The organism is Pseudomonas sp. Irchel s3b6, from assembly GCF_900187415.1.
In the GTDB taxonomy this organism is placed as follows: Bacteria; Pseudomonadota; Gammaproteobacteria; order Pseudomonadales; family Pseudomonadaceae; genus Aquipseudomonas.
This window is the reverse complement of record NZ_FYDM01000019.1, coordinates 20753-46468: the sequence shown is the minus strand read 5'-3', so window position 1 is coordinate 46468 and position 25716 is coordinate 20753. Positions and strand designations below refer to the sequence as shown.

26 protein-coding genes are annotated in these 25716 nt (G+C 60.3%); 24 read left to right on the top strand and 2 right to left on the bottom strand.

The annotated features are described in order from the left end of the window. Positions 1 to 53: 53 nt before the first annotated feature. From secD to CKW07_RS22565, 3 genes are all read left to right on the top strand, one after another. Positions 54 to 1922: a protein translocase subunit SecD gene (gene secD / locus CKW07_RS22575; RefSeq protein WP_095147114.1), complete on the top strand. Its 1869-nt coding sequence runs from the start codon at positions 54 to 56 to the stop codon at positions 1920 to 1922. Between the two features lie 9 nt (positions 1923 to 1931). Then, the gene (gene secF / locus CKW07_RS22570; protein ID WP_095147113.1) at positions 1932 to 2846 is read left to right on the top strand and encodes a protein translocase subunit SecF; all 915 of its coding nucleotides are present in this window, start codon (positions 1932 to 1934) and stop codon (positions 2844 to 2846) included. A gap of 119 nt (positions 2847 to 2965) precedes the next feature. Beyond that, positions 2966 to 3514, top strand: a complete 549-nt coding sequence (locus tag CKW07_RS22565) for a glycine zipper 2TM domain-containing protein (RefSeq protein ID WP_095079924.1) — start codon at positions 2966 to 2968, stop codon at positions 3512 to 3514. Between the two features lie 333 nt (positions 3515 to 3847). Here CKW07_RS22565 and suhB read toward each other — a convergent pair whose 3' ends face one another. Next, positions 3848 to 4666, bottom strand: a complete 819-nt coding sequence (suhB, locus tag CKW07_RS22560; RefSeq protein ID WP_095147112.1) for an inositol-phosphate phosphatase — start codon at positions 4664 to 4666, stop codon at positions 3848 to 3850. Between the two features lie 302 nt (positions 4667 to 4968). Here suhB and trmJ point away from each other — a divergent pair, with 302 nt between their 5' ends. From trmJ to CKW07_RS22455, 21 genes are all read left to right on the top strand, one after another. Then, positions 4969 to 5739, top strand: a complete 771-nt coding sequence (gene trmJ, locus CKW07_RS22555) for a tRNA (cytosine(32)/uridine(32)-2'-O)-methyltransferase TrmJ (protein ID WP_095147111.1) — start codon at positions 4969 to 4971, stop codon at positions 5737 to 5739. Positions 5740 to 5741: 2 nt separating this feature from the next. After that, positions 5742 to 6518, top strand: coding sequence for a serine O-acetyltransferase (gene cysE, locus CKW07_RS22550; protein WP_095079929.1), 777 nt, complete (start codon positions 5742 to 5744; stop codon positions 6516 to 6518). A 183-nt stretch (positions 6519 to 6701) separates the two neighbouring features. After that, positions 6702 to 7193 carry a Fe-S cluster assembly transcriptional regulator IscR gene (gene iscR / locus CKW07_RS22545; RefSeq protein WP_019693470.1) on the top strand — a complete coding sequence of 164 codons (492 nt, stop codon included), beginning with the start codon at positions 6702 to 6704 and terminating at the stop codon, positions 7191 to 7193. A gap of 50 nt (positions 7194 to 7243) precedes the next feature. Continuing rightward, positions 7244 to 8458: an IscS subfamily cysteine desulfurase gene (locus tag CKW07_RS22540; protein WP_095147110.1), complete on the top strand. Its 1215-nt coding sequence runs from the start codon at positions 7244 to 7246 to the stop codon at positions 8456 to 8458. 95 nt (positions 8459 to 8553) lie between these two features. Next, positions 8554 to 8940, top strand: coding sequence for a Fe-S cluster assembly scaffold IscU (gene iscU / locus CKW07_RS22535; protein ID WP_028620148.1), 387 nt, complete (start codon positions 8554 to 8556; stop codon positions 8938 to 8940). A 34-nt stretch (positions 8941 to 8974) separates the two neighbouring features. After that, complete coding sequence (gene iscA, locus CKW07_RS22530) at positions 8975 to 9298, top strand: iron-sulfur cluster assembly protein IscA (RefSeq protein ID WP_095147109.1); 324 nt, start codon at positions 8975 to 8977, stop codon at positions 9296 to 9298. An 8-nt stretch (positions 9299 to 9306) separates the two neighbouring features. Beyond that, positions 9307 to 9828: a co-chaperone HscB gene (gene hscB, locus CKW07_RS22525; RefSeq protein ID WP_095147108.1), complete on the top strand. Its 522-nt coding sequence runs from the start codon at positions 9307 to 9309 to the stop codon at positions 9826 to 9828. A gap of 51 nt (positions 9829 to 9879) precedes the next feature. Beyond that, positions 9880 to 11742, top strand: coding sequence for a Fe-S protein assembly chaperone HscA (gene hscA / locus CKW07_RS22520; protein ID WP_095147107.1), 1863 nt, complete (start codon positions 9880 to 9882; stop codon positions 11740 to 11742). 2 nt (positions 11743 to 11744) lie between these two features. After that, the gene (gene fdx, locus CKW07_RS22515; RefSeq protein ID WP_095079940.1) at positions 11745 to 12086 is read left to right on the top strand and encodes an ISC system 2Fe-2S type ferredoxin; all 342 of its coding nucleotides are present in this window, start codon (positions 11745 to 11747) and stop codon (positions 12084 to 12086) included. 14 nt (positions 12087 to 12100) lie between these two features. Continuing rightward, a complete protein-coding gene (gene iscX / locus CKW07_RS22510; protein WP_007941386.1) occupies positions 12101 to 12301 on the top strand; it encodes a Fe-S cluster assembly protein IscX in 201 nt (66 codons plus the stop codon). 90 nt (positions 12302 to 12391) lie between these two features. Then, on the top strand, positions 12392 to 12817 hold the full coding sequence (gene ndk, locus CKW07_RS22505) for a nucleoside-diphosphate kinase (protein ID WP_007916882.1): 426 nt from the start codon (positions 12392 to 12394) through the stop codon (positions 12815 to 12817). A 28-nt stretch (positions 12818 to 12845) separates the two neighbouring features. Further along, entirely contained in the window at positions 12846 to 13994 is a 1149-nt protein-coding gene (gene rlmN / locus CKW07_RS22500; protein WP_095147106.1) for a 23S rRNA (adenine(2503)-C(2))-methyltransferase RlmN, read from the top strand. 12 nt (positions 13995 to 14006) lie between these two features. Continuing rightward, complete coding sequence (gene pilW, locus CKW07_RS22495) at positions 14007 to 14765, top strand: type IV pilus biogenesis/stability protein PilW (protein ID WP_095147105.1); 759 nt, start codon at positions 14007 to 14009, stop codon at positions 14763 to 14765. Further along, positions 14765 to 15787 carry a RodZ family helix-turn-helix domain-containing protein gene (locus tag CKW07_RS22490; protein ID WP_095147104.1) on the top strand — a complete coding sequence of 341 codons (1023 nt, stop codon included), beginning with the start codon at positions 14765 to 14767 and terminating at the stop codon, positions 15785 to 15787. The genes pilW and CKW07_RS22490 overlap by 1 nt, the downstream gene beginning before the upstream one ends. Before the next feature lie 3 nt (positions 15788 to 15790). Beyond that, positions 15791 to 16900 carry a flavodoxin-dependent (E)-4-hydroxy-3-methylbut-2-enyl-diphosphate synthase gene (gene ispG / locus CKW07_RS22485; RefSeq protein WP_095147103.1) on the top strand — a complete coding sequence of 370 codons (1110 nt, stop codon included), beginning with the start codon at positions 15791 to 15793 and terminating at the stop codon, positions 16898 to 16900. 22 nt (positions 16901 to 16922) lie between these two features. Continuing rightward, positions 16923 to 18212, top strand: coding sequence for a histidine--tRNA ligase (hisS, locus tag CKW07_RS22480; protein WP_095079953.1), 1290 nt, complete (start codon positions 16923 to 16925; stop codon positions 18210 to 18212). 40 nt (positions 18213 to 18252) lie between these two features. Next, the gene (locus CKW07_RS22475; protein WP_095147102.1) at positions 18253 to 18894 is read left to right on the top strand and encodes a tetratricopeptide repeat protein; all 642 of its coding nucleotides are present in this window, start codon (positions 18253 to 18255) and stop codon (positions 18892 to 18894) included. Then, on the top strand, positions 18887 to 20038 hold the full coding sequence (gene bamB, locus CKW07_RS22470) for an outer membrane protein assembly factor BamB (RefSeq protein WP_095147101.1): 1152 nt from the start codon (positions 18887 to 18889) through the stop codon (positions 20036 to 20038). The genes CKW07_RS22475 and bamB overlap by 8 nt, the downstream gene beginning before the upstream one ends. Before the next feature lie 136 nt (positions 20039 to 20174). Then, complete coding sequence (der, locus tag CKW07_RS22465; RefSeq protein ID WP_095147100.1) at positions 20175 to 21638, top strand: ribosome biogenesis GTPase Der; 1464 nt, start codon at positions 20175 to 20177, stop codon at positions 21636 to 21638. Positions 21639 to 21829: 191 nt separating this feature from the next. Then, positions 21830 to 22978, top strand: a complete 1149-nt coding sequence (locus tag CKW07_RS22460; RefSeq protein WP_095147099.1) for a pyridoxal phosphate-dependent aminotransferase — start codon at positions 21830 to 21832, stop codon at positions 22976 to 22978. Beyond that, positions 22966 to 23757: an amidohydrolase gene (locus tag CKW07_RS22455; protein WP_095147098.1), complete on the top strand. Its 792-nt coding sequence runs from the start codon at positions 22966 to 22968 to the stop codon at positions 23755 to 23757. The genes CKW07_RS22460 and CKW07_RS22455 overlap by 13 nt, the downstream gene beginning before the upstream one ends. Before the next feature lie 93 nt (positions 23758 to 23850). Here CKW07_RS22455 and leuA read toward each other — a convergent pair whose 3' ends face one another. Further along, entirely contained in the window at positions 23851 to 25530 is a 1680-nt protein-coding gene (gene leuA / locus CKW07_RS22450) for a 2-isopropylmalate synthase (RefSeq protein WP_095147097.1), read from the bottom strand. Between the last annotated feature and the right edge of the window lie 186 nt (positions 25531 to 25716).

The window sequence follows — 25716 nt, the reverse complement described above, 5'->3', positions numbered from 1 at the left end:
TCTACCAATCGACGGGGCGCGCAAGGCGCCCCGCGTCATAAGCGGGCGGCGTGATGCTGAACAAATACCCTCTGTGGAAATACGTACTGATCCTGGCGGTGCTGGCGGTCGGTCTGATTTATTCCGCTCCCAATCTATACCCTGACGATCCGGCCATTCAGGTCAGTGGTGCAAGTACTGCGCTGCAGGTGACTCAGGCGGATCTGGATCGTGTGAGCAAAGCGCTCAACGAGGCCGGGATCAACGTCAAGGCCGCCACTCTGGCGGAAAAAGGCAAGGGCGGTCTGGTACGCCTGACCAAACAGGAAGACCAACTTCCAGCCAAGGACGTCGTGCGCAAGGCACTGGGCGATGATTATGTTGTCGCGCTGAACCTGGCACAAACCACCCCGCAATGGCTGCGCAGCCTTGGCGCGCACCCGATGAAGCTGGGTCTGGACTTGTCCGGTGGTGTGCACTTCCTGCTGGAAGTGGACATGGACAAAGCCCTCGATGCCCGCATGAAAGTCTACGAAGGCGACGTCAAGAGCCTGTTGCGTAAAGAGCGTCTGCGCTATCGCAGCCTGCCGCAACTGGGTGGCGCCATTCAGCTGGGCTTCACTGATGAAGCGGCCCGCGAACAGGCCCGTACGCTGATCCGCAAGAACTTCAACGATTTCGACATTGTTCCCGCCGACCTCAACGGTCAGCCGGTGCTGCGTCTGGCGATGACCCCGGCCAAGCTGGCGGAAATCCGCGAATACTCCATCAAGCAGAACTTGACCACGGTACGTAACCGCGTCAACGAGCTGGGTGTAGCCGAGCCTATCGTTCAGCGCCAGGGTGCCAACCGCATCGTGGTCGAGCTGCCAGGCGTGCAGGACACTGCCGAAGCCAAGCGTATCCTGGGCAAGACGGCTAACCTTGAGTTCCGTCTGGCCGCAGAGCCGGGTGCTTCGAAAGCCACTTCCGAAACCTTCGAGTTCCGTGAGGGCAACCGTCCTCCTGCGCTCATCGAGCGTGGGCTGATCATCACCGGTGACCAGGTGACTGACGCCAAGGCCGGTTTCGGTGAGCAAGGCTCGCCGGAAGTGAACATTCGCCTGGACGGTCACGGCGGCGAGCTGATGAACCGTGCGACCCGTTCGAACGTCGGTCGCAGCATGGCGGTGATCTTCATCGAGCAGCGTCCAGTGACCACCTACGTCAAGCAGATGGTCAACGGCGTCGAGAAAGACGTACCGGTTCAGACCTTCAAGGAAGAGAAGAAGATCATCAGCCTGGCGACCATCCAGTCGCCGCTGGGTGCCCAGTTCCGCATCACTGGCCTGACCGGCCAAGGCGAATCCTCGGAGCTGGCCCTGTTGCTGCGCGCCGGTGGCCTGGCGGCACCGATGTACTTTGCCGAAGAGCGTACCATCGGTCCAAGCCTGGGTGCTGACAACATCACCAAGGGTATCGATGCGTCGCTGTGGGGCATGCTGTTCGTGTCGCTGTTCATCATCGCCATCTACCGCTTCTTCGGCGTGATCGCCACGGTCGCGCTGTCGGTGAACATGGTGCTGCTGCTGGCCTTGATGTCGCTGCTGGGGGCAACACTGACCCTGCCAGGTATCGCCGGTATCGTGTTGACCATGGGCATGGCGGTCGACGCCAACGTCCTGATCTTCTCGCGGATTCGTGAAGAGATCGCCGCGGGCATGTCGGTACAGCGGGCAATCAACGAAGGCTTCGGCCGGGCATTTACTGCGATTCTCGACGCCAACCTGACCACCTTGCTGGTCGGCGGCATTCTCTTTGCCATGGGCACCGGCCCGGTCAAGGGCTTCGCAGTGACCATGTCCCTCGGGATCTTTACCTCGATGTTCACGGCCATCATGGTGACCCGCGCGATGGTCAACCTGATCTTCGGCGGTCGTGACTTCAAGAAGTTGTGGATTTAAGGGGCTGCCATGTTACGTACAATCAACTTCATGGGCGTTCGCAACGTTGCGTTCGGCATCACATTGTTCCTTACGGTCCTGGCCTTGTTCAGCTGCGTCACCAAGGGCATGAACTGGGGGCTGGACTTCACCGGCGGTACGCTCATCGAGCTGACCTACGAGCGTCCGGCCGATGTGACCAAGGTGCGCGAGCAACTGGCCTCGTCGGGCTATAACGACGCCGTGGTCCAGAGCTTCGGTGCGACCACCGACTTGCTGGTGCGGATGCCGGGCGATGACCCGCTGCTGGGTCAAAAGGTGGCTGAAGCGCTGCAGAAGTCCGGTGGCGACAACTCGGCCGTGGTCAAACGCGTCGAGTTCGTCGGCCCGCAGGTGGGTGAAGAGCTGCGCGACCAGGGCGGCCTCGGCATGCTGATGGCGCTGGGCGGCATCCTGCTGTACCTGGCGTTCCGCTTTCAGTGGAAGTTTGCGGTCGGTGCGATCGTATCCTTGATCCACGACGTGATCGTGACCATCGGTATCCTGTCGTACTTCCAGATCACCTTCGACCTGACGGTGCTGGCGGCGGTGCTGGCGATCATCGGCTACTCGCTCAACGACACCATCGTGGTATTCGACCGGGTGCGTGAGAACTTCCGGGTGCTGCGCAAGGCCAGCCTGATCGAGAACATCAACATCTCGACCACGCAAACCCTGTTGCGCACCATGGCAACCTCGATCTCCACCTTGTTGGCGATCGCGGCCCTGTTGTTCTTCGGTGGCGACAACCTGTACGGCTTCTCCATTGCGCTGTTCATCGGTGTGCTGGCGGGTACCTACTCGTCGATCTACATCGCCAACGTGGTGCTGATCTGGCTGAACCTGAGCAGCGAGGACCTGATTCCTCCTGCCAACACCGAGAAGGAAGTGGACGACCGTCCTTGAGGCGTCATTCCTTCTGGTAATATCTGAAAAGGCGCGAGTATTGAACTCGCGCCTTTTTTTGTGCTCCAAGGCTGGGAGAAGCGCGGGTTTATCCCGCATGTGATGGTCAGGAGGTTCATGTGAACAAGTCGATGCTGGTTGGTGCGGTGCTAGGTGCTGTCGCTGTCACTGCTGGGGGGGCTGTTGCCACCTATAAGCTGGTAAAAAGCGGCCCTGAGTACGCTCAGGTGTTGGCGGTCGAGCCGGTCAAACAACAGATCAAGACGCCACGTGAAGTCTGCAAGGATGTCGCTGTTACCCGGCAAGCGCCGGTAAAAGATCAACACCAGATCGCCGGTACCGTACTGGGGGCGGTGGCGGGTGGTCTGCTGGGCAACCAGATCGGTGGCGGTAGCGGTAAGAAAATCGCCACGGTCGCGGGTGCGGTGGGCGGCGGTTACGCCGGCAACAAGGTGCAGGAAGGCATGCAGGAGCGTGATACCTACACCACCACGCAAACCCGATGCAACACGGTCAATGACATCAGTGAGAAGGTCGTAGGCTACGACGTGCGTTATTCGCTGGCTGGCAAGGAAGGCAAGGTGCGTATGGATCGTGATCCGGGTAACCAGATTCCGGTCGACAAGGAAGGTCAGCTGATCCTGGGGCAGAACGAACCGGCTCAGTGATCCGCTGAACTCAAGCTCAACAAGAAGCACCCTGCGGGGCAATGCCAGTCAGTTAAGCGAGCGCCGACCTTTGTAGGAGCGAGCGTGCTCGCGATGGACGTTAACGATAGCGCGTGTTTTCTGATTAAACGCGTTGCTCTTGAGTTCATCGCGAGCACGCTCGCTCCTACACATTCGACCTCATCTCCTTAACTGATCGGTATTGCCCTGCGGGGTGCTTTTTTGTGCGCGGAGTTTTCGCGTCGCCATGCATCCCTGTGGGATGTGGTGTTCCTGAGTACGAATTTCAGGCATAAAAAAGCACCCCGAAGGGTGCCTTTGTGTGCCAATCGCTTAGCGTTTCAGCGAGGCTGGCAGGTGCGGCTGGATGGCCGTCAGGACTGCCTTGAAGCATTTGGTGTTGCCGGCAACGATGTGGCCTTTTTCAAGGAAGTCGTGACCGCCGGTGAAGTCGCTCACCAGGCCGCCTGCTTCCTGGATCAGCAGGGCGCCTGCTGCCATGTCCCACTCGGACAGGCCTGACTCCCAGAAGGCGTCGAAGCGGCCGGCGGCCACGTAGGCCAGGTCCAGGCTCGCGGCACCAGCGCGACGGATGCCGGCGGTCTGGCCAACCAGGCTGCGGAACATGCCCAGGTAGTTGTCGAGGTTGTCCATCTGGTCGTCGCGGAACGGGAAGCCCGTGCCCAGCAGGGCGCCGTCAAGGCTGGTACGGCCGCTTACACGCAGGCGACGACCGTTGAGCTGGGCGCCACGGCCACGGCTGGCGGTGAATTCTTCCTGGCGAACCGGGTCCAGGACCACGGCGTGTTCCAGGCGGCCACGGTATTTGCAGGCAATGCTCACGGCGAAGTGTGGAATGCCACGCAGGAAGTTGGTGGTACCGTCCAGAGGGTCGATGATCCACAGGTATTCTTCGCCTTCGATACCGGTGCCGGCGTGCATGCCGGTCTCTTCACCCAGGATCGAGTGGTTCGGGTAGGCCTTGCGCAGGGCATCGACGATTTTCTGTTCGGCCGCGCGATCAACTTCGGACACGTAGTCCTTGGCGTCTTTTTCGTCGACCTTGATGGTATCCAGGCGCTCGATGGAGCGGAAAATCAATTCACTGGCGCTGCGGGCGGCGCGCAGCGCGATATTCAGCATGGGCTGCATGGATGTGTCACCTAAGGTTGTTAAAGAAAGCCGAGCATTCTAGCAGAAAGTTTCTACAGATGAACGACGACGTTCGTTTTCGTGGCTTAACTTTGCATCTGGCCCTTTAAAAGCGCGGGCTTTTTGACGAGCGGTCAATGGGCCCGGGCGGGGCGTCGTTGCGATTCATGGCGGGCGACAGGCGCGCGTCGGTGCAGCATGGCGACAGTGAGTGGGGTCGGGCCAGGCAGTAATATTTGAGGCAGGATGCCTGGATGAACTGTAAGATTTGCCGCCAAATCCCCTGTCAGAGAGCGCCTCCCTTGCTGCAGAACATTCGTGTCGTCCTGGTCAATACCAGCCATCCGGGCAATATCGGCGGGGCTGCGCGTGCCATGAAGAACATGGGGCTGTCGCGGCTGGTGCTGGTCGAACCGCGGATTTTTCCGCACCACGAAGCCGATGCGCGGGCCTCCGGTGCCGGCGACATCCTGGAAAACGCCCAAGTTGTCGCCACTCTGGAAGATGCCCTGGTGGGCTGCAACCTGGTGCTGGGCACCAGTGCCCGGGATCGTCGCATCCCCTGGCCGTTGCTCGATCCGCGTGAGTGCGGCAGTAAAGTGGTTGAAGAGGCCGGGCAGGGCGCCGAGATCGCTCTGGTGTTCGGTCGTGAAGATTCCGGTCTGACCAATGAAGAGCTGCAGCGATGTCATTTTCACGTGCACATCCCCTCGGATCCTGAGTTCAGCTCGCTGAATCTTGGGGCGGCGGTGCAGGTGCTCAGCTATGAAGTGCGCATGTCCTGGCTGGCGGCACAGGGTCAGCCGAGCAAGGTCGAGAAAGACGAAGTGGCGTCCACCAAAAGCGGTGAGCTGGCGACCATGGATGAGCTGGAGCGATTCTATGAGCACCTGGAGCAGACCCTGGTGGCCATTGAGTTCCTTGATCCGGAAAAGCCACGGCACTTGATGGCGCGCCTGCGTCGGTTGTACGGTCGAAGCTCGGTGAGCCGGGCGGAAATGAATATTTTGCGTGGCATCCTCACGGAAACCCAGAAAGCGGCCCGTGGTGAGCTCCTTAAACGGAAGGATTAATGATGTTCGAGCGTTTGCGTGAAGATATCCAGAGCGTTTTCCACCGCGACCCGGCGGCACGTAATGCGTTTGAGGTGCTGACCTGCTACCCGGGCATGCACGCCATCTGGATTCATCGCCTGTCGTCGGCGTTGTGGGGCATGGGCTGGAAATGGCTGGCGCGACTGGTGTCGAACTTCGGTCGCTGGCTGACCGGGATCGAGATTCATCCGGGCGCCAAGGTCGGCCGGCGCTTCTTTATCGACCACGGCATGGGCATCGTCATCGGCGAAACCGCTGAGATCGGCAATGACGTCACCCTGTATCAGGGCGTGACCCTGGGCGGCACCAGTTGGAACAAAGGCAAGCGCCACCCGACGCTGGAAGATGGCGTGGTGGTGGGGGCGGGCGCCAAGGTGCTGGGGCCGTTCACGGTGGGCGCTGGGGCCAAGGTCGGCTCCAATGCCGTCGTGACCAAGGCGGTGCCGGCGGGTGCGACGGTGGTCGGGATTCCTGGGCGGATCATCGTCAAGTCTGACGACGAACAGGAAGCCAAGCGCAAGGCCATGGCCGAGAAGCTTGGGTTCGACGCCTATGGCGTCAGCGAAGACATGCCGGACCCGGTGGCGCGTGCCATCGGGCAGTTGCTGGATCATCTGCAGGCGGTGGACGGTCGGCTGGAGGATATGTGCGGCGCGCTGAAGGACCTGGGTAGCCCGTACTGTGCCAAGGACCTGCCTGAGCTGCGTGAGGAGGACTTCGCCTGCGTGAAGGGCAAGGACGAAAGTCAGGCGAGCTGATGGCATGGTTTGTGTCGCGGCTGTGTGGTGCGCCTCACGGGTGTGCCATTAAGCCGCAGACTTTGCTATAGTGCGCGCGCTCTTTTACGGGTAAACCTGACTAAAGTACTAGGTCTTATAGTTGACTTAAATACTCGGGAATTGCATACTCGTCCCCATCCCGAAACTCCGTGGTAATTGTCCATGCGACTGACTACAAAAGGCCGATACGCTGTCACCGCCATGCTTGACCTGGCGTTGCACGCGCAGCATGGGCCGGTGTCCCTGGCTGATATCTCCGAGCGCCAAGGCATTTCCCTGTCCTACCTCGAACAGCTTTTCGCCAAACTGCGCCGCAGCAACCTGGTGTCCAGTGTTCGCGGTCCAGGCGGCGGCTACCAGCTGTCGCGTGATATGCAGGGGATCCAGGTGGCTCAGGTCATTGATGCGGTGAACGAATCGGTCGATGCAACCAAATGCCAGGGGCTGGGTGATTGCCATGGTGGCGACACCTGTCTGACCCACCACTTGTGGTGTGATCTGAGCCTGCAAATCCACGAATTTCTCAGCGGTATCAGCTTGGCTGATCTTGTCACTCGCCGTGAGGTACAAGAAGTAGCCCAGCGTCAGGACCAGCGTCGTTGCAACAGCAAGACGCCGCGTCTGGACAAGATTGAAGCGTCCGCCGTCGAATGACAGCCCAAGAGCTAGCGGCACGCCAGCCAGCCTGATTTAGGAGATAGTCCATGAAATTGCCGATTTACCTTGATTACTCTGCGACCACCCCGGTTGATCCGCGTGTCGCGCAAAAAATGAGTGAATGCCTGCTGGTCGACGGAAACTTCGGTAACCCGGCGTCCCGTTCCCACGTATTCGGCTGGAAAGCCGAAGAGTCGGTCGAAAACGCTCGCCGCCAGGTCGCTGACCTGGTCAACGCCGACCCGCGTGAAATCGTCTGGACCTCCGGTGCCACCGAGTCCGACAACCTGGCAATCAAGGGTGTCGCGCATTTCTACGGCAGCAAGGGCAAGCACCTGATCACCACCAAGATCGAGCACAAGGCGGTCCTCGACACCATGCGCCAGCTGGAGCGTGAAGGTTTCGAGGTGACTTACCTTGACCCGCGTGAAGATGGCCTGGTGACGCCCGAGATGATCGAAGCCGCGCTGCGCGATGACACTATCCTGGTGTCGGTGATGCACGTGAACAACGAGATCGGCACCGTCAACGACATTGCGGCCATCGGCGAACTGACCCGCTCCAAGGGCATTCTGTTCCACGTCGACGCCGCGCAGTCCACCGGCAAGGTCGAAATCGACCTGCAAAAGCTGAAAGTCGACCTGATGTCGTTCTCGGCGCACAAGACCTACGGTCCAAAAGGCATCGGCGCGCTGTACGTGAGCCGCAAGCCGCGTGTTCGCCTGGAAGCGACCATGCACGGCGGCGGTCACGAGCGTGGCATGCGTTCCGGCACCCTGGCGACCCACCAGATTGTTGGCATGGGTGAAGCGTTCCGCGTGGCCAAGGAAGACATGGCTGCCGAAAGCGTTCGCATCAAAGCCTTGAGCGACCGTTTCTTCAAGCAGGTCGAAGACCTCGAAGAACTGTACGTCAACGGCAGCATGACTGCCCGTGTACCGCACAACCTGAACCTGAGCTTCAACTACGTCGAAGGCGAGTCGCTGATCATGGCGCTCAAGGATCTGGCGGTGTCGTCCGGTTCGGCCTGCACCTCGGCGTCCCTTGAGCCTTCGTACGTACTGCGCGCCCTGGGCCGCAACGACGAACTGGCACACAGCTCGATCCGCTTCACCTTCGGCCGTTTCACCACCGAAGAAGAAATCGATTACGCCGCGCAGAAAGTCTGCGAGGCCGTCACCAAGCTGCGCGCCCTGTCGCCGCTGTGGGACATGTACAAAGACGGCGTCGACATTTCGAAGATCGAGTGGGCGGCACACTGATATATAAGTCGCCGCACATGGGTCCTGTCACGCGCATTGAAATGCAGGCGTGCAGGGCCCGAAGAGCGACTCTCTGATGAGTGAGGATAAGTACCATGGCTTATAGCGAAAAGGTCATCGACCACTACGAAAACCCGCGCAACGTCGGCAAGATGGACGCGGAAGATCCTGATGTCGGCACCGGCATGGTCGGCGCTCCGGCGTGTGGCGACGTGATGCGCCTGCAGATCAAGGTCAACGAAGCCGGTATCATCGAAGATGCCAAGTTCAAGACCTATGGCTGCGGTTCCGCCATCGCTTCCAGCTCCCTGGCCACCGAGTGGATGAAGGGTAAGACGCTGGACGAGGCAGAAACCATCAAGAACACTCAGCTGGCTGAAGAACTGGCCCTGCCGCCAGTGAAAATCCACTGCTCGGTTCTCGCTGAAGACGCCATCAAGGCCGCTGTTCGCGATTACAAGCAGAAGAAAGGCTTGATCTGACTTTCAAGATTTGGCGACGAGTAAGGAGTCACCGATGGCTATCAGCATGACAGAAGCGGCTGCTCAACACGTGCGACGCTCCCTCAACGGGCGCGGCAAGGGTGATGGGATTCGCCTGGGTGTTCGCACCACGGGCTGTTCCGGCCTTGCCTACGTGCTGGAGTTTGTCGATGAGGTTGGCGAGGACGATCAGGTATTCGAAAGTCACGGCGAGAAAGTGATCATTGATCCGAAAAGCCTGGCGTACCTTGACGGCACCGAGCTCGATTTCGTCAAGGAAGGGTTGAACGAAGGCTTCAAGTTCAACAATCCCAACGTGCGCGGTGAATGTGGCTGCGGCGAAAGCTTCAACATCTGAGGCTGCTCGTGGGTACTCCTTGTCATTTTGCTTTGTTTGAGCTGCAACCGAGCTTCAACCTGGACCTCGACCAGTTGGCTACGCGCTACCGTGAGTTGGCGCGCGGCGTCCATCCAGACCGCTTTGCCGACGCTTCCGAGCGTGAGCAGCGGCTGGCGCTAGAGAAATCCGCGAGCCTCAACGAGGCCTACCAGACGCTCAAGAGCCCCCCTAAGCGCGCGCGTTATCTGCTCGCCCTGGACGGTCGCGAGCTGCCGCTGGAGGTCACGGTGCATGATCCGGAGTTTCTTCTGCAGCAGATGGAGTTGCGTGAAGAGCTCGAAGACCTGCAGGACAGTGCTGACCTGAATGGCGTTGCCGCGTTCAAGCGCCGCCTGAAAGTCGCCCAGGATGAACTGAACCAAAGCTTCGCAGCTTGCTGGAACGATGCCGTGCAACGTGAACGGGCCGAGCGCCTGATGCGGCGCATGCAGTTCCTGGACAAGCTCACTTACGAAGTGCGCCAGTTAGAAGAGCGCCTCGACGATTAACCCAGTGCCGCCAAGGTTGCACGCCTGATATACAGATAAGTCCTGATTACGATGGCCCTACTGCAGATCGCCGAACCCGGCCAAAGTCCTCAACCGCACCAGCGTCGCCTGGCTGTGGGGATTGACTTGGGCACTACCAATTCGCTGGTCGCTGCGTTGCGCAGTGGTCTTTCCGAACCTCTGGCCGACGCTGCCGGACAGGTCATCCTGCCGTCTGCGGTGCGCTATCACGCCGACCGTGTCGAGGTGGGCGAGTCCGCCAGGCTGGCGGCCGCTGCCGATCCGTTGAACACGGTGTTGTCGGTCAAGCGCTTGATGGGTCGTGGTCTGTCCGACGTCAAGCAGCTGGGCGAGCAACTGCCGTATCGTTTCGTCGACGGCGAGTCGCACATGCCGTTCATCGACACCGTGCAGGGGCCGAAAAGCCCGGTCGAAGTCTCCGCCGACATCCTCAAGGTGCTGCGTCAGCGCGCCGAGGCGACCTTGGGTGGCGAGCTGGTCGGTGCGGTGATCACCGTTCCGGCCTACTTCGACGATGCCCAGCGCCAGGCCACCAAGGACGCGGCCAAGCTGGCCGGTCTGAACGTGCTGCGCTTGCTCAACGAGCCGACCGCGGCAGCGGTGGCCTATGGTCTGGACCAGCAGGCCGAAGGCCTGGTCGCCATTTATGACCTGGGTGGCGGCACTTTCGATATTTCGATTCTGCGCCTGACCGGTGGTGTGTTCGAGGTGTTGGCTACCGGTGGCGACAGTGCCCTGGGTGGCGATGACTTCGATCACGCGATTGCCGGCTGGATCATCGAGTGCGCTGGTCTGTCCGCTGATCTCGATCCGGGCACGCAGCGCCACTTGCTGCAAACCGCTTGCGCGGCCAAGGAAGCCCTGACGGACGCCTCGGTGGTCGAAGTCGCTTACGGTGACTGGAAAGCCGAACTGACGCGTGAAGCTTTCGATGCGCTGATCGAGCCCATGGTCGCCCGCAGCCTCAAGGCTTGCCGCCGTGCCGTTCGCGACTCGGGTATCGAGCTGGATGATGTGCATGCGGTGGTGATGGTGGGCGGTTCGACCCGCGTTCCCCGTGTGCGCCAGGCCGTGGCCGAGGCGTTCGGTCGTCAGCCATTGACCGAAATCGACCCGGATCAAGTGGTGGCCATCGGTGCCGCGATCCAGGCGGATACCCTGGCGGGCAACAAGCGCGATGGTGGCGAACTGCTTCTGCTTGACGTGATTCCGTTGTCCCTTGGGCTGGAAACCATGGGCGGCCTGATGGAGAAGGTGATTCCACGCAACACCACCATTCCGGTCGCGCGGGCCCAGGACTTCACGACTTACAAAGATGGCCAGTCGGCCATGATGATTCATGTGCTGCAGGGCGAGCGCGAGCTGATCAGCGATTGCCGCTCCCTGGCGCGCTTCGAGTTGCGCGGTATTCCGGCCATGGTCGCGGGTGCGGCGAAGATTCGCGTGACCTTCCAGGTCGACGCCGATGGCCTGCTCAGCGTTTCGGCTCGTGAGTTGGGTTCGGGCGTCGAGGCGAGCATTCAGGTCAAGCCGTCCTACGGCCTGACCGACGGCGAAATCGCCCGCATGCTCAAGGACTCGTTCCAGCACGCCAACGACGACAAGGTCGCCCGTGTGCTGCGTGAGCAGCAAGTCGATGCCCAGCGCTTGATCGAAGCGGTGCAGGGCGCCCTCGATGCGGACGGTGATCGTCTGCTCGACGCCGAAGAACGCATGGTCATCGAACTGCAGATGCAAGAACTGGCCGAGCTGATGAAAGGTACCGATGGTTATGCCATCGAGCAGCAGACCAAGCGTCTGTCGCAAGTGACCGATGCTTTTGCTGCCCGCCGCCTGGACTCGACGGTGAAAGCCGCTCTGGCGGGGCGCAACCTGAATGAGATTGAGGAATAACGATGCCGCAGGTCATTTTTCTGCCACACGAAAAGTTTTGCCCGGACGGCATGGTTGTGGAGGCTGAGACCGGTGTGTCCATCCTCGAACTGGCTCATGAGCACCATATCGAGATGGAAAGTGCCTGTGGCGGCGTCTGCGCCTGCACCACCTGCCACTGCCTGATTCGCGAAGGCTTCGACTCTCTGGAAGAGGCTGACGAGCTGGAGGAAGACTATCTTGATAAGGCCTGGGGGCTGGAAGCCGTGTCGCGCCTGGCCTGTCAGGCCAAGGTCGGGACCGAAGACCTGACCGTCGAGATTCCGAAATACTCGCTCAACCATGCTGCCGAAGCGCCGCACTGATTCAAGGAATTGTCATGAGTCTTAAATGGGTTGATGTGCTGGAAATCGCGATCCAGCTGGCTGAGTCCAAGCCGGATGTGGACCCGCGCTACGTGAACTTCGTCGATCTGCACCAGTGGGTGCTGGCATTGCCGGAGTTCAGTGATGACCCCACCCGCGGTGGCGAGAAGGTGCTTGAAGCAATTCAAGCGGCCTGGATCGAAGAAGCCGACTGAACGCACCGTACGCCGTTAGGCAATACCAAAGAACCCGCGTATAATTCGCGGGTTTAATTTTTCGCAAATTACCGTTTCTGGAGTTACACCATGGCTGTTCAACGTACTTTCTCCATCATCAAGCCTGACGCTGTTGCAAAAAACGTTATCGGCGAGATCACCACTCGTTTCGAAAAAGCTGGCCTGCGCGTTGTAGCTTCGAAACTGAAGCAACTGTCCAAGGCTGAAGCTGAAGGCTTCTACGCTGAGCACAGCGCTCGTGGTTTCTTCGGCGACCTGGTTGCTTTCATGATCTCCGGCCCGGTTGTTGTCCAGGTTCTGGAAGGCGAAAATGCTATCGCTCTGAACCGTGAGCTGATGGGCGCTACCAACCCTAAAGAAGCAGCTGCCGGCACCATCCGTGCTGACTTCGCTGATTCCATCGACGCCAACGCTGTACACGGTTCGGACTCCGAAGCCGCTGCTGCTCGCGAAATCTCGTACTTCTTCGCAGCTACTGAAGTAACCACTCGCTAAGCATTGGCTTAAGAGTGAAGGTGAATCCATGACTACATCGACTGTTAAAACTAACCTGCTGGGTCTGACTCAGCTGGAAATGGAAAAATTCTTCGACTCAATCGGGGAGAAGCGTTTCCGTGCCGGTCAGGTAATGAAATGGATTCACCACTTTGGCGTCGATGATTTCGACGCCATGACGAACGTCAGCAAGGCCTTGCGCGAAAAGCTCAAGGTCGTTGCTGAAATTCGTGGTCCCGAAGTGGTCAGCGAGGACATTTCCAGCGACGGCACCCGTAAGTGGGTGGTGCGCGTGGCGTCCGGCAGCTGCGTCGAGACCGTGTACATTCCCCAGGGCAAACGCGGCACCTTGTGCGTTTCGTCCCAGGCAGGCTGTGCCCTGGACTGCAGTTTCTGCTCCACCGGCAAGCAAGGCTTCAATAGCAACCTCACCGCCGCCGAAGTCATTGGCCAGGTGTGGATTGCCAACAAATCCTTTGGCAGCGTCCCGGCAACCGCCGACCGTGCCATCACCAACGTGGTGATGATGGGCATGGGTGAGCCGCTGCTGAACTTCGACAACGTCGTGGCCGCCATGCATCTGATGATGGATGACCTGGGCTACGGGATCTCCAAGCGCCGCGTGACCCTGTCCACCTCGGGCGTGGTGCCGATGATCGATGAACTGTCCAAGCACATCGACGTCTCCCTGGCGTTGTCTCTGCACGCACCCAATGACGCATTGCGTAACCAATTGGTGCCGATCAACAAGAAGTATCCGCTTAAGATGCTCCTCGAGTCGTGCCAGCGCTACATGTCGTCCCTGGGCGAAAAGCGCGTGTTGACCATCGAGTACACCTTGCTCAAGGACATCAACGACAAGGTCGAGCATGCGGTTGAAATGATCGAGTTGCTCAAGAACATCCCGTGCAAGATCAACCTGATCCCGTTCAACCCGTTCCCGCACTCCGGTTACGAGCGTCCGAGCAACAACGCCATCCGGCGTTTCCAGGATCAACTGCATCACGCAGGCTTCAACGTCACCGTGCGTACCACACGCGGCGAAGACATCGATGCGGCCTGTGGTCAATTGGTAGGACAGGTGCTGGATCGCACCCGTCGTAGCGAACGTTATATTGCCGTGCGTGAGTTGAGCGCCGACAGCGATATCGCGCAAGACGCTGCGAATCGTACCTAAGAGAGGATCTCTATGTCCCTGCGCGTTGCGCTGCTCTTGCTGTTTGCCAGCCTGTCGGCTGGCTGTGTTTTGTCGGGTGACTTCGATCCGATGAAAACCAGCAAGGGCCGTGACGAGGCGCGCACTGCCTACGTGCAGTTGGGCATGGGGTATCTGCAACAGGGCATGACCGAGCAGGCCAAGGTGCCGCTCAAGAAGGCCCTGGAGCTCGATGGTTCGGACGCCGAAGCCAATGCTGCCCTGGGCCTGGTGTTTCAGGCCGAAATGGAACCTGAACTGGCTGACCAGCATTTTCGCAAGGCCCTGGCAGCCCGCCCGGATGATGCGCGTATCCTGAACAACTACGGCAGCTTTCTCTTTGAAGAGAAACGTTACAAGGAAGCTTACGAGCGCTTTGAGCAAGCTGCCGCCGATAGCCTTTACCCTGGACGTTCGCGGGTGTTCGAGAACCTGGGCATGACCGCCGCGATGCTGGGGCAGCGCGACCTGGCCCGGCAACAGCTGGAAAAAGCCCTGCGCCTGAATCGTCAACAACCCCGTGCATTGCTGGAAATGGCTGAGTTGTCCTTCGAAGACAGGCATTATGTGCCGTCGCGTGACTATTACGACCGTTTTAGCCTGCTAGCCGAGCAAAATGCACGTAGTCTATGGCTCGGCGTTCGGCTGGCCGACGTGTTCGACGATCGTGACAAGGCCGCCAGTTTAGGCCTGCAATTAAAACGACTCTATCCCGGTACACCGGAATATCAGCAATACCTGTCGGAGCAATGATGAAAGCGGCGCATCCCGAAGTTGTAGCAGCGACTCGCGTAAACCCTGGCCAGACCCTGCGTCAGGGGCGTGAAAGCAATGGTTGGTCGCTGAGCGAAGTGGCTCTGAAGCTCAATCTCACTGTGATTTCCCTGAGCAATCTGGAAGCCGGCGCGTTCGACAAGCTGCCAGGGCACACCTTTGCCCGTGGCTATATCCGCGCTTACGCCAAACTGCTCGACATGGACCAGGCCGTCCTGGTTCAACAATTCGACCAGCACACCGGCACCGATGCCAAAGGCAGCAACGTACACAGCCTGGGTCGCATCGAAGAGCCAAGCCGCGTTTCCCACACCATTTTGCGCATTGTCAGCCTGTTGTTGCTGATCGCCGTCGTGGGTGGCGGTTTTGTCTGGTGGCAGGATCAAACCTCGCTGCGCACCAAGGATTTGATCGGCTTGAACCCGGAACATGTCGAAGTCGAAGGCGCCGATGGCACCACGCAGATCCACCCGCTCGACGAGCCGGAAGATCAGGCGGTGGCACAAGCCCAGACCGAAAGCACCACGCCGCTGGAGTTGCCTGAGGCCGCAGCAACTGCCGAGGTCCAGGAAAACACCCAGGTACCGGCCCAGGCAGCCCCGGTCGTGACGCCGGCCGCTCCGGTTGTCGTGGCGCCTGTGACACCAGCCGCCCCGGTCGTGGCCGTCGCCGCCGTTGCTCCGGCGCCTGTCGCGCCAGCCCCGGTAGCTCCGGTAGTCCCTGCTGCCCCGACGGTAGCACCGACTGCTCCGGTGGCCGGCGCCGGTCAGGTGCGGATCCAGTTCGTGGCCGACTGCTGGACACAAGTCACCGATGGCAACGGCAGAGTGCTGTTGAGCGGTCTCAAGCGTAAAGGCGAGGCCGTCGACCTCAGCGGCAAGCCACCCTTTGCAGTACGCCTGGGCTTTGCCCGTGGCGCGCAGATCAGCTACAACGGGCAAGCGGTCGATGTAGCTCCGTTCACCAGTGGCGAGACTGCTCGCCTGAAGTTGGGTCAATAAGTCATGCACGGCGAATCTCCAATCAAACGTCGCGAATCCCGCAAGATCTGGGTCGGTTCGGTACCGGTGGGCGGTGATGCGCCTATCGCTGTGCAGAGCATGACCAACAGCGATACCAACGATGTGGCCGCCACCGTGGCCCAGATCAATCGCCTGGAAGCGGCTGGCGTCGATATCGTGCGGATTTCCGTTCCGGACATGGATGCCGCCGAAGCCTTCGGTCGCATCAAGCAGCTGGTCAAGGTGCCATTGGTTGCCGACATCCACTTCGACTATCGGATCGCCTTGCGCGTCGCCGAACTGGGTGTCGATTGCCTGCGGATCAACCCGGGCAACATCGGTCGTGAAGACCGTGTGCGTGCGGTGGTCGATGCGGCCCGCGACCGCGGGATCCCGATCCGTATCGGAGTGAACGCCGGTTCCCTGGAAAAAGACCTGCAAAAGAAATATGGCGAGCCAACCCCGGCCGCGCTGGTGGAGTCGGCCTTGCGTCACGTCGAGCACCTTGAACGCCTGAATTTCCAGGACTTCAAGGTCAGCGTGAAGGCCTCCGACGTGTTCATGGCCGTTGAAGCCTACCGTCTGCTGGCCAAGGAAATCGTGCAGCCACTGCACCTGGGGATCACCGAAGCCGGCGGTTTGCGTTCAGGCACAGTGAAATCCGCCGTGGGCCTCGGTATGCTGCTCGCCGAAGGGATTGGCGATACTATTCGCATCTCGTTGGCGGCCGACCCGGTCGAGGAAGTGAAGGTCGGCTACGACATTCTCAAATCCCTGCACCTGCGTTCCCGTGGTATCAACTTCATCGCCTGCCCGAGTTGCTCGCGGCAGAACTTCGATGTGGTCAAGACCATGAACGAACTGGAAGGGCGCCTCGAGGATCTGCTGGTGCCGCTGGATGTGGCGGTCATCGGTTGCGTGGTCAACGGTCCTGGTGAAGCCAAAGAGGCCCATATCGGCCTGACCGGCGGCACGCCGAACCTGATTTATATCGACGGCAAGCCGTCGCGGAAACTGACGAATGAAAATCTCGTGGATGAGCTTGAACGCTTGATCCGCGAGAAAGCGGCCGAAAAGGTCGAAGCTGACGCAGCGGTCATCGCTCGCGGCTGATCGAACGAATTAAGGAATTTTTGTGAGCAAGTCTCTACAAGCCATTCGTGGCATGAACGACATCCTGCCCGAACAGACCCCGTTGTGGCGTCATTTCGAAGGTACCGTCTCGCGTCTGCTGGATAACTACGGTTACAAGCAGATCCGCATGCCGATCGTCGAGTTCACCGAGCTGTTCAAGCGCTCCATCGGTGAAGTGACCGACATCGTCGAAAAAGAGATGTACACCTTCGAGGACCGCAACGGCGACTCGCTGACCCTGCGCCCCGAAGGCACGGCGGCCTGCGTGCGCGCGGTGCTGGAGCATGGCATCACGGGCGGTGGCCAGGTGCAGAAGCTCTGGTACATCGGCCCGATGTTCCGCCATGAGCGTCCACAGAAAGGCCGTTATCGCCAGTTCCACCAGATCGGCGTTGAAGTCTTCAACCTCGATGGTCCGGACATCGATGCCGAGCTGATCGTGCTGACCTGGCGCCTGTGGGGCGAGCTGGGCATCCGTGACGCGGTCAAGCTCGAGCTCAACAGCCTGGGTACCAGCGAATCCCGTGGTCGTTATCGCGAGGCCCTGGTCGAGTACCTGTCGGCCCGCCTGGACCAACTGGACGAAGACAGCCAGCGCCGCCTGAAAACCAACCCGCTGCGGGTGCTCGACACCAAGAACGCCGATACCCAGGCGGTACTGGTTGATGCGCCGAAGATGGCCGACTACCTCGACGAGGAGTCGCGCGCTCACTTCGAGGGCCTCAAGGCTCGCCTGGACGCCGCCGGCATTCCTTACGTGATCAACCCGAAGCTGGTGCGCGGGCTGGATTACTACAGCAAGACCGTTTTCGAATGGGTCACCGATAAGCTGGGGGCCCAGGGCACTGTGTGCGCGGGCGGCCGTTACGACGGCCTGGTCGAGCAGATGGGCGGCAAGCCGACCACGGGCGTTGGTTTCGCCATGGGTATCGAGCGCCTGGTGCTGCTGCTGGAAACCCTGGAGCAGATCCCGCAGGAAATCTCCCGTCAGGTCGATGTCTATCTGTGCGCCTTCGGCGAAGCGGCCGAGCTGGCCGGCCTGACCTTGAGCGAGCGGGTGCGTGACCAGTTGCCCAACCTGCGCCTGCAAGTGAATGCCGGCGCCGGTAGCTTCAAGAGCCAGTTCAAGAAAGCCGACAAGAGCGGTGCACTGTACGCACTGATCCTGGGTGACGACGAAATGGCCCAGCAAGTGGTAGGTTTCAAACCCCTGCGTGGCCAGGGCGAACAACAAAGCATTGCCTGGGATGCGCTCGCCGCTCACCTGGCCACCTGCGTCGTGCAGGGTTGAAGCTGTCCAACAGCCGATTTAGCGAATAAGGAGTATTGGGGTGTCGAGTACCGAAGATGAACAACTGGCGGATTTGAAGGACTGGTGGACGCGCAACGGTAAACCCCTGGTCACTGGCGGCCTGTTGGCGCTGGTCATCGTGTTCGGCTGGCAGGCGTTCCAGAAGTATCAGGGCAACCAGTCGCAAGGCGCCTCGATGCTCTATCAGCAATTGCTGGAAACCACGCTGACCCCGGACGGCAAGCCTGACATGGCCCGTGTCGCGGACCTGTCGAACAAGCTCAATAGCGAGTTCGGCGGCACTGCCTACGCGCAATACGGCAGCCTGTTCGTGGCGAAAGTCGCGGTCGACAGCGGCAAGCTCGATGACGCTGCACGCGAACTCAAGGCCGTTGCCGACAAGCCGGCCAACGCAGCCCTGGGTGAAGTGGCGCGTCAGCGTCTGGCTCAGGTGCTGGCTGGGCAGAGCAAGGTCGATGAGGCCCTGAAACTGCTTGAAGGCGATGCGGACAAAGCATTCCTGGCCACTCGTGAAGAGCTCAAGGGTGACCTGCTGGTCCAGTTGGGCCGTACCGACGAAGCCCACGCGGCGTATCAAAAAGCCAAGGCGGCGCTGTCGGATGAAGCAGCGGTAGGCGGCCTGCAAATCAAACTGGACGACCTGGCCAAAGGGGATGCGTGACGTGATCCGTTGGAAACATGCAGCATTGCTGGCTCTGGCCGTTCTGGCCGCGGGTTGCAGCAGCAACAGCAAAAAAGAACTGCCACCGGCGGAGCTGGTCGACTTCAAGGAAGAAGTGGTCCTGCAAAAGCAGTGGAGCCGTTCGATCGGTGACGGTCAGGGCGAAACCTACAACATGCTGGTGCCGGCAATCGACGGCAATACCATCTATGCCGGCGATGTCAGCGGCGTGGTCGTGGCGATGGATCGCGGCAACGGTGACGTCAAGTGGAAAAAGGATCTTGAACTGCCTGTTTCCGGCGCCGTCGGCGTGGGTTACGGTCTGGTAATGATCGGCACCCTCAAGGGCGAAGTGGTCGCTTTGGACGCCATCAACGGCGAAGAAAAGTGGCGCGCTCGTGTGACCAGCGAAGTGCTGGCGCCGCCTGCGAACAACGGTGACGTGGTGGTGGTGCAAACCCAGGACGATCGCCTGATCGGCCTGGATGCGGCCACTGGCAACCAGCGCTGGTTGTATGACAGCACACCGGCCGTACTGACCCTGCGTGGCACCAGTGCGCCGATCGTGACCAATCGCCTGGCGCTGGCCGGTCTGTCGACCGGTAAAGTCGTGGCGCTGAACATCTCCAACGGCGTGCCGGTGTGGGAAACTCGCGTCGCGATCCCGCAAGGTCGTTCGGAACTCGATCGCGTGGTCGACATCGACGGTGGCCTGCTGTTGTCTGGCGGTACCCTGTACGTCGCCAGCTATCAGGGTCGCGTTGCGGCGCTGGACATGGAGAGCGGTCGCCAGCTCTGGCAGCGTGATGCTTCCAGCTATGCCGGTGTCGCCCAGGGTTTCGGTAACGTCTATGTGAGCCTGTCTTCAGGCACGGTTGAAGGCGTCGACGAACGTTCCACCACGGCCTTGTGGAGCAACGATTCGCTGGCCCGCCGTCAATTGTCGGCTCCGGAAGTGTTCTCCAGCTACGTTGCAGTCGGTGACCTGGAAGGTTACCTGCACCTGCTGAGTCAGGTGGACGGTCGTTTCGTCGGCCGTGAACGCATCGACAGCGACGGCCTTCGTGCCCGTCCGCTGGTGGTGGGTGACACGATTTATGTGTATGGCAACAGCGGCAAACTGGAAGCCCTGACCATCAAGTAAGGACTATGCTTGGGGTTAATACCCCAGGCAGCCCCGGATTTCCGGGGTTTGCAGCGCTTGCAGGCGCTGCCCCGAGCACCAGCCGCTGCCTCGCAGCGGCTTTTGTATTTTCTGAAATAACGAAGTGGAGAGCCGCATGGTTCCCGTAATCGCCCTGGTGGGCCGACCGAACGTCGGTAAATCCACCATGTTCAACCGCCTGACCAAAAGCCGCGACGCTATTGTCGGCGACCTTTCCGGTCTGACCCGTGATCGCCAATACGGTGAGGCAAAGTGGCAAGGGCGCTCCTACATCCTGGTCGACACCGGTGGTATTTCCGGTGATGAACACGGCATGGACGAAAAGATGGCCCAGCAGTCGCTGCTGGCTATCGAAGAAGCCGATGTCGTTCTGTTCCTGGTAGACGCCAAGGCTGGCTTCACCGCCGCCGACCAGATGATTGCCGAGCACTTGCGCAAGCGCAACAAACGCTCCCTGCTGGTGGCCAACAAGATCGACAACATCGATCCTGAAATGGCCCGTGCTGAATTTGCTCCGTTGGGCATGGGCCACGCCATTGGTGTTGCCGGTGCGCAAGGTCGCGGTGTGAACACACTGCTGGAAGCCGCCCTGAGCGAATTCCCGCGTGACACCGAAGAAGAGGACCTGAACGCCGACGTCGCCGAAGGCGAAGAAGCGGTGCGCATTCCTGGCCCAAGCGAAAAAGATGGCATCAAGATCGCCATCATCGGTCGCCCGAACGTCGGCAAGTCGACCCTGGTCAACCGCATGCTCGGTGAAGACCGGGTAATCGTCTATGACCAGCCCGGCACCACGCGCGACAGTATCTACATCCCGTTCGAGCGTAACGAGGAGAAGTACACGCTGATCGACACCGCGGGTGTGCGCAAGCGCGGCAAGATCAACGAGGAAGTTGAAAAGTTCTCGGTGGTCAAGACCCTGCAAGCGATCAAAGACGCCAACGTGGTGATCTTTGTGATGGACGCCCGTGAGGGCGTGGTGGATCACGACCTGAACCTGCTGGGCTTTGCCCTGGAAGCTGGTCGTGCCATCGTCATCGCCCTGAACAAGTGGGACGGCATGACGCCGTCGGAACGTGACTTCGTGAAGGTCGAACTGGAGCGTCGGCTGTTCTTCGTCGACTTCGCCGACATCCACTTCATCTCGGCACTGCACGGCACTGGCGTGGGTAACCTGTACCAGTCGGTACAGAACTCGTTCAAGTCGGCGATCACTCGCTGGCCGACCAACCGCCTGACCCAGATCCTCGAAGACGCCGTTGGCGAGCACGCGCCACCGATGGTCAACAACCGCCGGATCAAGCTGCGTTACGCCCACTTGGGTGGTGCCAACCCGCCGTTGATCGTGATCCACGGTAACCAGGTCGAGAAGGTTCCGAACTCTTACGTCCGTTACCTGGAAAACACCTACCGTCGTGTCTTGAAGCTGGTCGGTACGCCGATCCGCATCGAGTTCAAGGGGGGTGAAAACCCGTACGAAGCCAACAAGAACACGCTCACCGACCGTCAGGTCAACAAGAAGCGTCGCTTGATGTCGCACCACAAGAAAGCCGACAAGAAGCGCCGTGATAAAAGGTAAAAGGGCAGTTGCAAGCTGTAAGCTGTAAGCGGCAAGTGAAGAGCTTGCCTGCTTCAACTCTGTAGCTTGTAGCTCGCACCGACACCAAGAAAGGGTCCTTTTCGGGGCCCTTTTTTGTGCCTGGCGGTTTGACGCTTGACCGCTTGCAGCTTGTCGCTTGAAACTTGCAGCTCACCTGCAGGGGCCCACCGATGATCACCAGCAAGCTGCCGAATGTCGGCATCACCATCTTCACCCAAATGTCTCAGCTCGCGGCGCAGACCGGTGCGCTGAACCTGTCCCAGGGATTTCCCGATTTCGATGGCCCGCAGGCCCTGCGCGATGCAGTGGGGCGGCATATTGCCAGTGGCCACAACCAGTACTCACCCATGACCGGCCTGCCGGTGCTGCGCGAGCAAGTGGCCGCGAAGATTGCCCGCAGCTACGGTGCCAGGGTCGATGCCGACACCGAGGTGACCATCACGCCCGGTGCCACCCAGGCGATCTTCTGCGCCATTCAGGCGGTTATCCACAGCGGCGACGAAGTGATCGTCTTCGACCCGGCCTACGACAGCTATGAGCCTTCGGTGGAACTGGCGGGCGGGCGTTGCGTGCATGTGCAGCTTGGGGTGAAGGACTTTGCCATCGACTTCCAGAAGTTGCGTGAAGCGTTGAGCCCGCGCACGCGCATGATCATCCTCAACTCGCCGCATAACCCCAGCGGTGCACTGATCTCCCGTGCCGAGCTGGATCAACTGGCCGAGCTGATCCGCGACCGCGACATCTATGTGATCAGCGACGAGGTATATGAACACCTGGTGTTCGATGGCGTGCCCCATGTCAGTGTCCTGGCCCACGAAGAGCTGTATCAGCGCGCCTTTGTGGTCAGCTCGTTTGGCAAGACCTATCACGTTACCGGCTGGAAGACCGGTTATGTGGTCGCGCCACCGGCATTGACCGCGGAACTGCGCAAGGTGCACCAGTACGTTAGTTTCTGTGGTGTCACCCCATTGCAGTACGCCTTGGCCGACTACATGGCCGAGCATCCGGAGCATGTCGAGGAGTTGCCGGCGTTCTATCAGGCCAAGCGCGATCTGTTCTGCGATTTGCTCCTGCCTTCGCGTTTCAGCTTTACCAAGGCAGCCGGCACTTATTTCCAGTTGGTCGACTATTCCGCGATTCGCCCGGACCTGAACGACGTCGACATGGCGATGTGGATGACCCGCGAGCACGGTGTGGCGGCAATCCCGGTGTCGGTGTTCTACCAGAATCCACCGCAGGAACAGCGTCTGGTGCGCCTGTGTTTTGCCAAGCGAGAGGAGACCCTGCGAGAGGCAGCGGAAAAACTATGCGTGATCTGAGTACCTTGCCCAATCTTAATGTTGCGTTGATCCAGACCACGCTGGCTTGGCATGACCGTCAGGCCAACCTCGAGCATTTCGAGCCGTTGCTGGAGCAGGCACGCGGCGCGGACCTGATCATCCTGCCGGAGATGTTCACTACGGGTTTCTCCATGGAGTCAGAGACCCTCGCCGAAGCGGAAAACGGCCCGACCAGTAAATGGTTACGGACTCAGGCGGCGAAGCTGGGCGCGGTGATCACTGGCAGTGTGATCGTCCAGGCGGCCGATGGCAGTCATCGCAACCGGCTATTGTGGGCGCGACCGGACGGCGAGGTCTGGCACTACGACAAGCGCCACCTGTTCCGCATGGCGGGCGAGCACCACCATTTCACCCCGGGTGAGCGTCAGGTGCAGTTCGAACTCAAGGGCTGGCGGGTGCGTCCACTGATTTGCTACGACCTGCGCTTCCCGGTCTGGAGCCGTGACCCACACGACACCGACCTGTTGCTGTACACCGCCAACTGGCCGGGAGCCCGGCGTCAGCACTGGAACCGCTTGTTGCCGGCGCGGGCGATCGAGAACCTGTGCTACGTGGCAGCGGTGAACCGTGTTGGCACCGATGGCAAGGGCTTTGCCTATACCGGCGACAGCCAGGTGCTGGATTACCAGGGCGAGACGCTGCTCAGCGCCGGCGAGGCCGACGGGGTGTTCAAGGTGGTGCTGGATGCTGCCGAGCTAGCCGCTTACCGCACACGGTTCCCGGCTGATCTGGATGCCGATACCTTCGCGTTCACTTGAGAGTCTTGTTGCCTGACAGGCAACGCAAAATAGAAAGCCAACAAAAAGGCCCCGAGGTTCACACCCCGGGGCCTTTGCGCTGTGGCTATCGTGTTACGCCGCTTTGGCCTGTGGCTGGCTCAGGGAGCGGTTCAGGGCACTGAACAGGGCCTTGAAGCTGGCGGTGGTGATGTTTTCATCGATGCCCACGCCGTGCACTGCACGTTCGCCGTTCACACGCAGCTCGATGTAGGCCGCTGCCTTGGCATTGGTGCCCGCGCCGATGGCGTGTTCGTTGTAGTCCATGATTTCCACCGGGATCGGCAAGCCGGCCACCAGGGCTTCCAGGGCACCGTTGCCCTTGCCGCGCCAGTGCAGGTTGGTTTCGCCCTGGCCTTTGCTGGAAACTTCCACTTCGACCGAGCTATGGCCGTTCTCTTCCTGCAGGCGATGGCTGACCAGCGCGTACGGGGTGTTGGCCTGCAAGTACTCGCTGTGCAGCAAGGCGTGGATCTGCTGAGCCGTCATCTCGAGGCCCAGGCGATCGGTTTCGCGCTGGACCACCTGGCTGAACTCGATCTGCATGCGGCGTGGCAAGTTGATGCCGTATTCCTGTTCCAGCAGGTAGGCGATACCGCCTTTGCCGGACTGGCTGTTGACGCGAATCACGGCCTCGTAGCTGCGGCCGATGTCGGCCGGGTCGATCGGCAAGTACGGCACTTCCCACAGGGCGTCCGGTTGCTGCTGGGCGAAGCCCTTGCGGATGGCGTCCTGGTGCGAGCCGGAGAATGCGGTGTGGACCAGGTCACCGACGTACGGGTGACGTGGGTGAACCGCAATCTGGTTGCACTCCTCGACGACCTTGCGCACGCCGTCGATGTCGGAGAAATCCAGCTCAGGGTTGACGCCTTGGGTGTAGAGGTTCAAGGCCACGGTGACCAGATCGACGTTGCCGGTGCGCTCGCCGTTGCCGAACAGGCAGCCTTCGACGCGGTCGGCGCCGGCCATCAAGCCCAGTTCGGTGGCCGCAACGCCAGTGCCACGGTCGTTGTGGGTGTGCAGGCTGATGATCACGCTGTCACGACGGTTGATGTGACGACCGAACCACTCGATCTGGTCGGCGTAGATATTCGGTGTAGCGCACTCAACGGTGGCGGGCAGGTTGAGGATCATCTTGTGTTCGGGGGTCGGGTTCCAGACCTCGATCACGGCGTCGCAGACTTCCTTGGCGAACTCGAGCTCGGTGGCGCTGAAGGTCTCCGGCGAGTACTCGAACGTCCATTCGGTTTCCGGCTGCTGGGCGGCATATTTGACGAACAGCTTGGCCGCGCTGACCGCGATTTCCTTGACGCCGTCCTTGTCCTGGTTGAAGACGATCCGGCGGAAGGAAGGGGAGGTCGCGTTATACAGGTGGACGATGGCCTTTTTCGCCCCGCGAAGGGATTCGAAGGTGCGCGCAATCAGGTCTTCACGGCCCTGGGTGAGCACCTGAATGGTGGTGTCGTCCGGGATGTGGCCGTCTTCGATCAAGGTCCGCACGAAGTCGAAGTCGGTTTGCGAGGCCGCCGGGAAGGAAGCTTCGATTTCCTTCACGCCCACCGACACCAGGGTTTTCCAGAAGCGCAGCTTCTTCACCGCGTCCATTGGCTCGATCAGCGACTGATTGCCGTCGCGCAAGTCGGAACTGCACCAGATCGGCGCGGCGGTGATGGTCTTCGACGGCCAGGTGCGATCCGCAATGTCGATGGTCGGGAACGCGCGGTATTTGGAAGACGGGTTTTTGAGCATGCTCATCTGGGAAGTCCTTATTCTGTTGGCCGAAAAGTGGCGGCCTGCCGGTGGATCAAAAATACGTGGGATAAAACCGGGGGCGAGGCACTGCGATTCAGCCCGGCAGTCGTGCGCTGACGAGGCACAGGCTGCGGTGCTGGCGAAGCTGAATGAGGGTGTGAGAGGTTTTCATGCCTTCAACCCTAACCG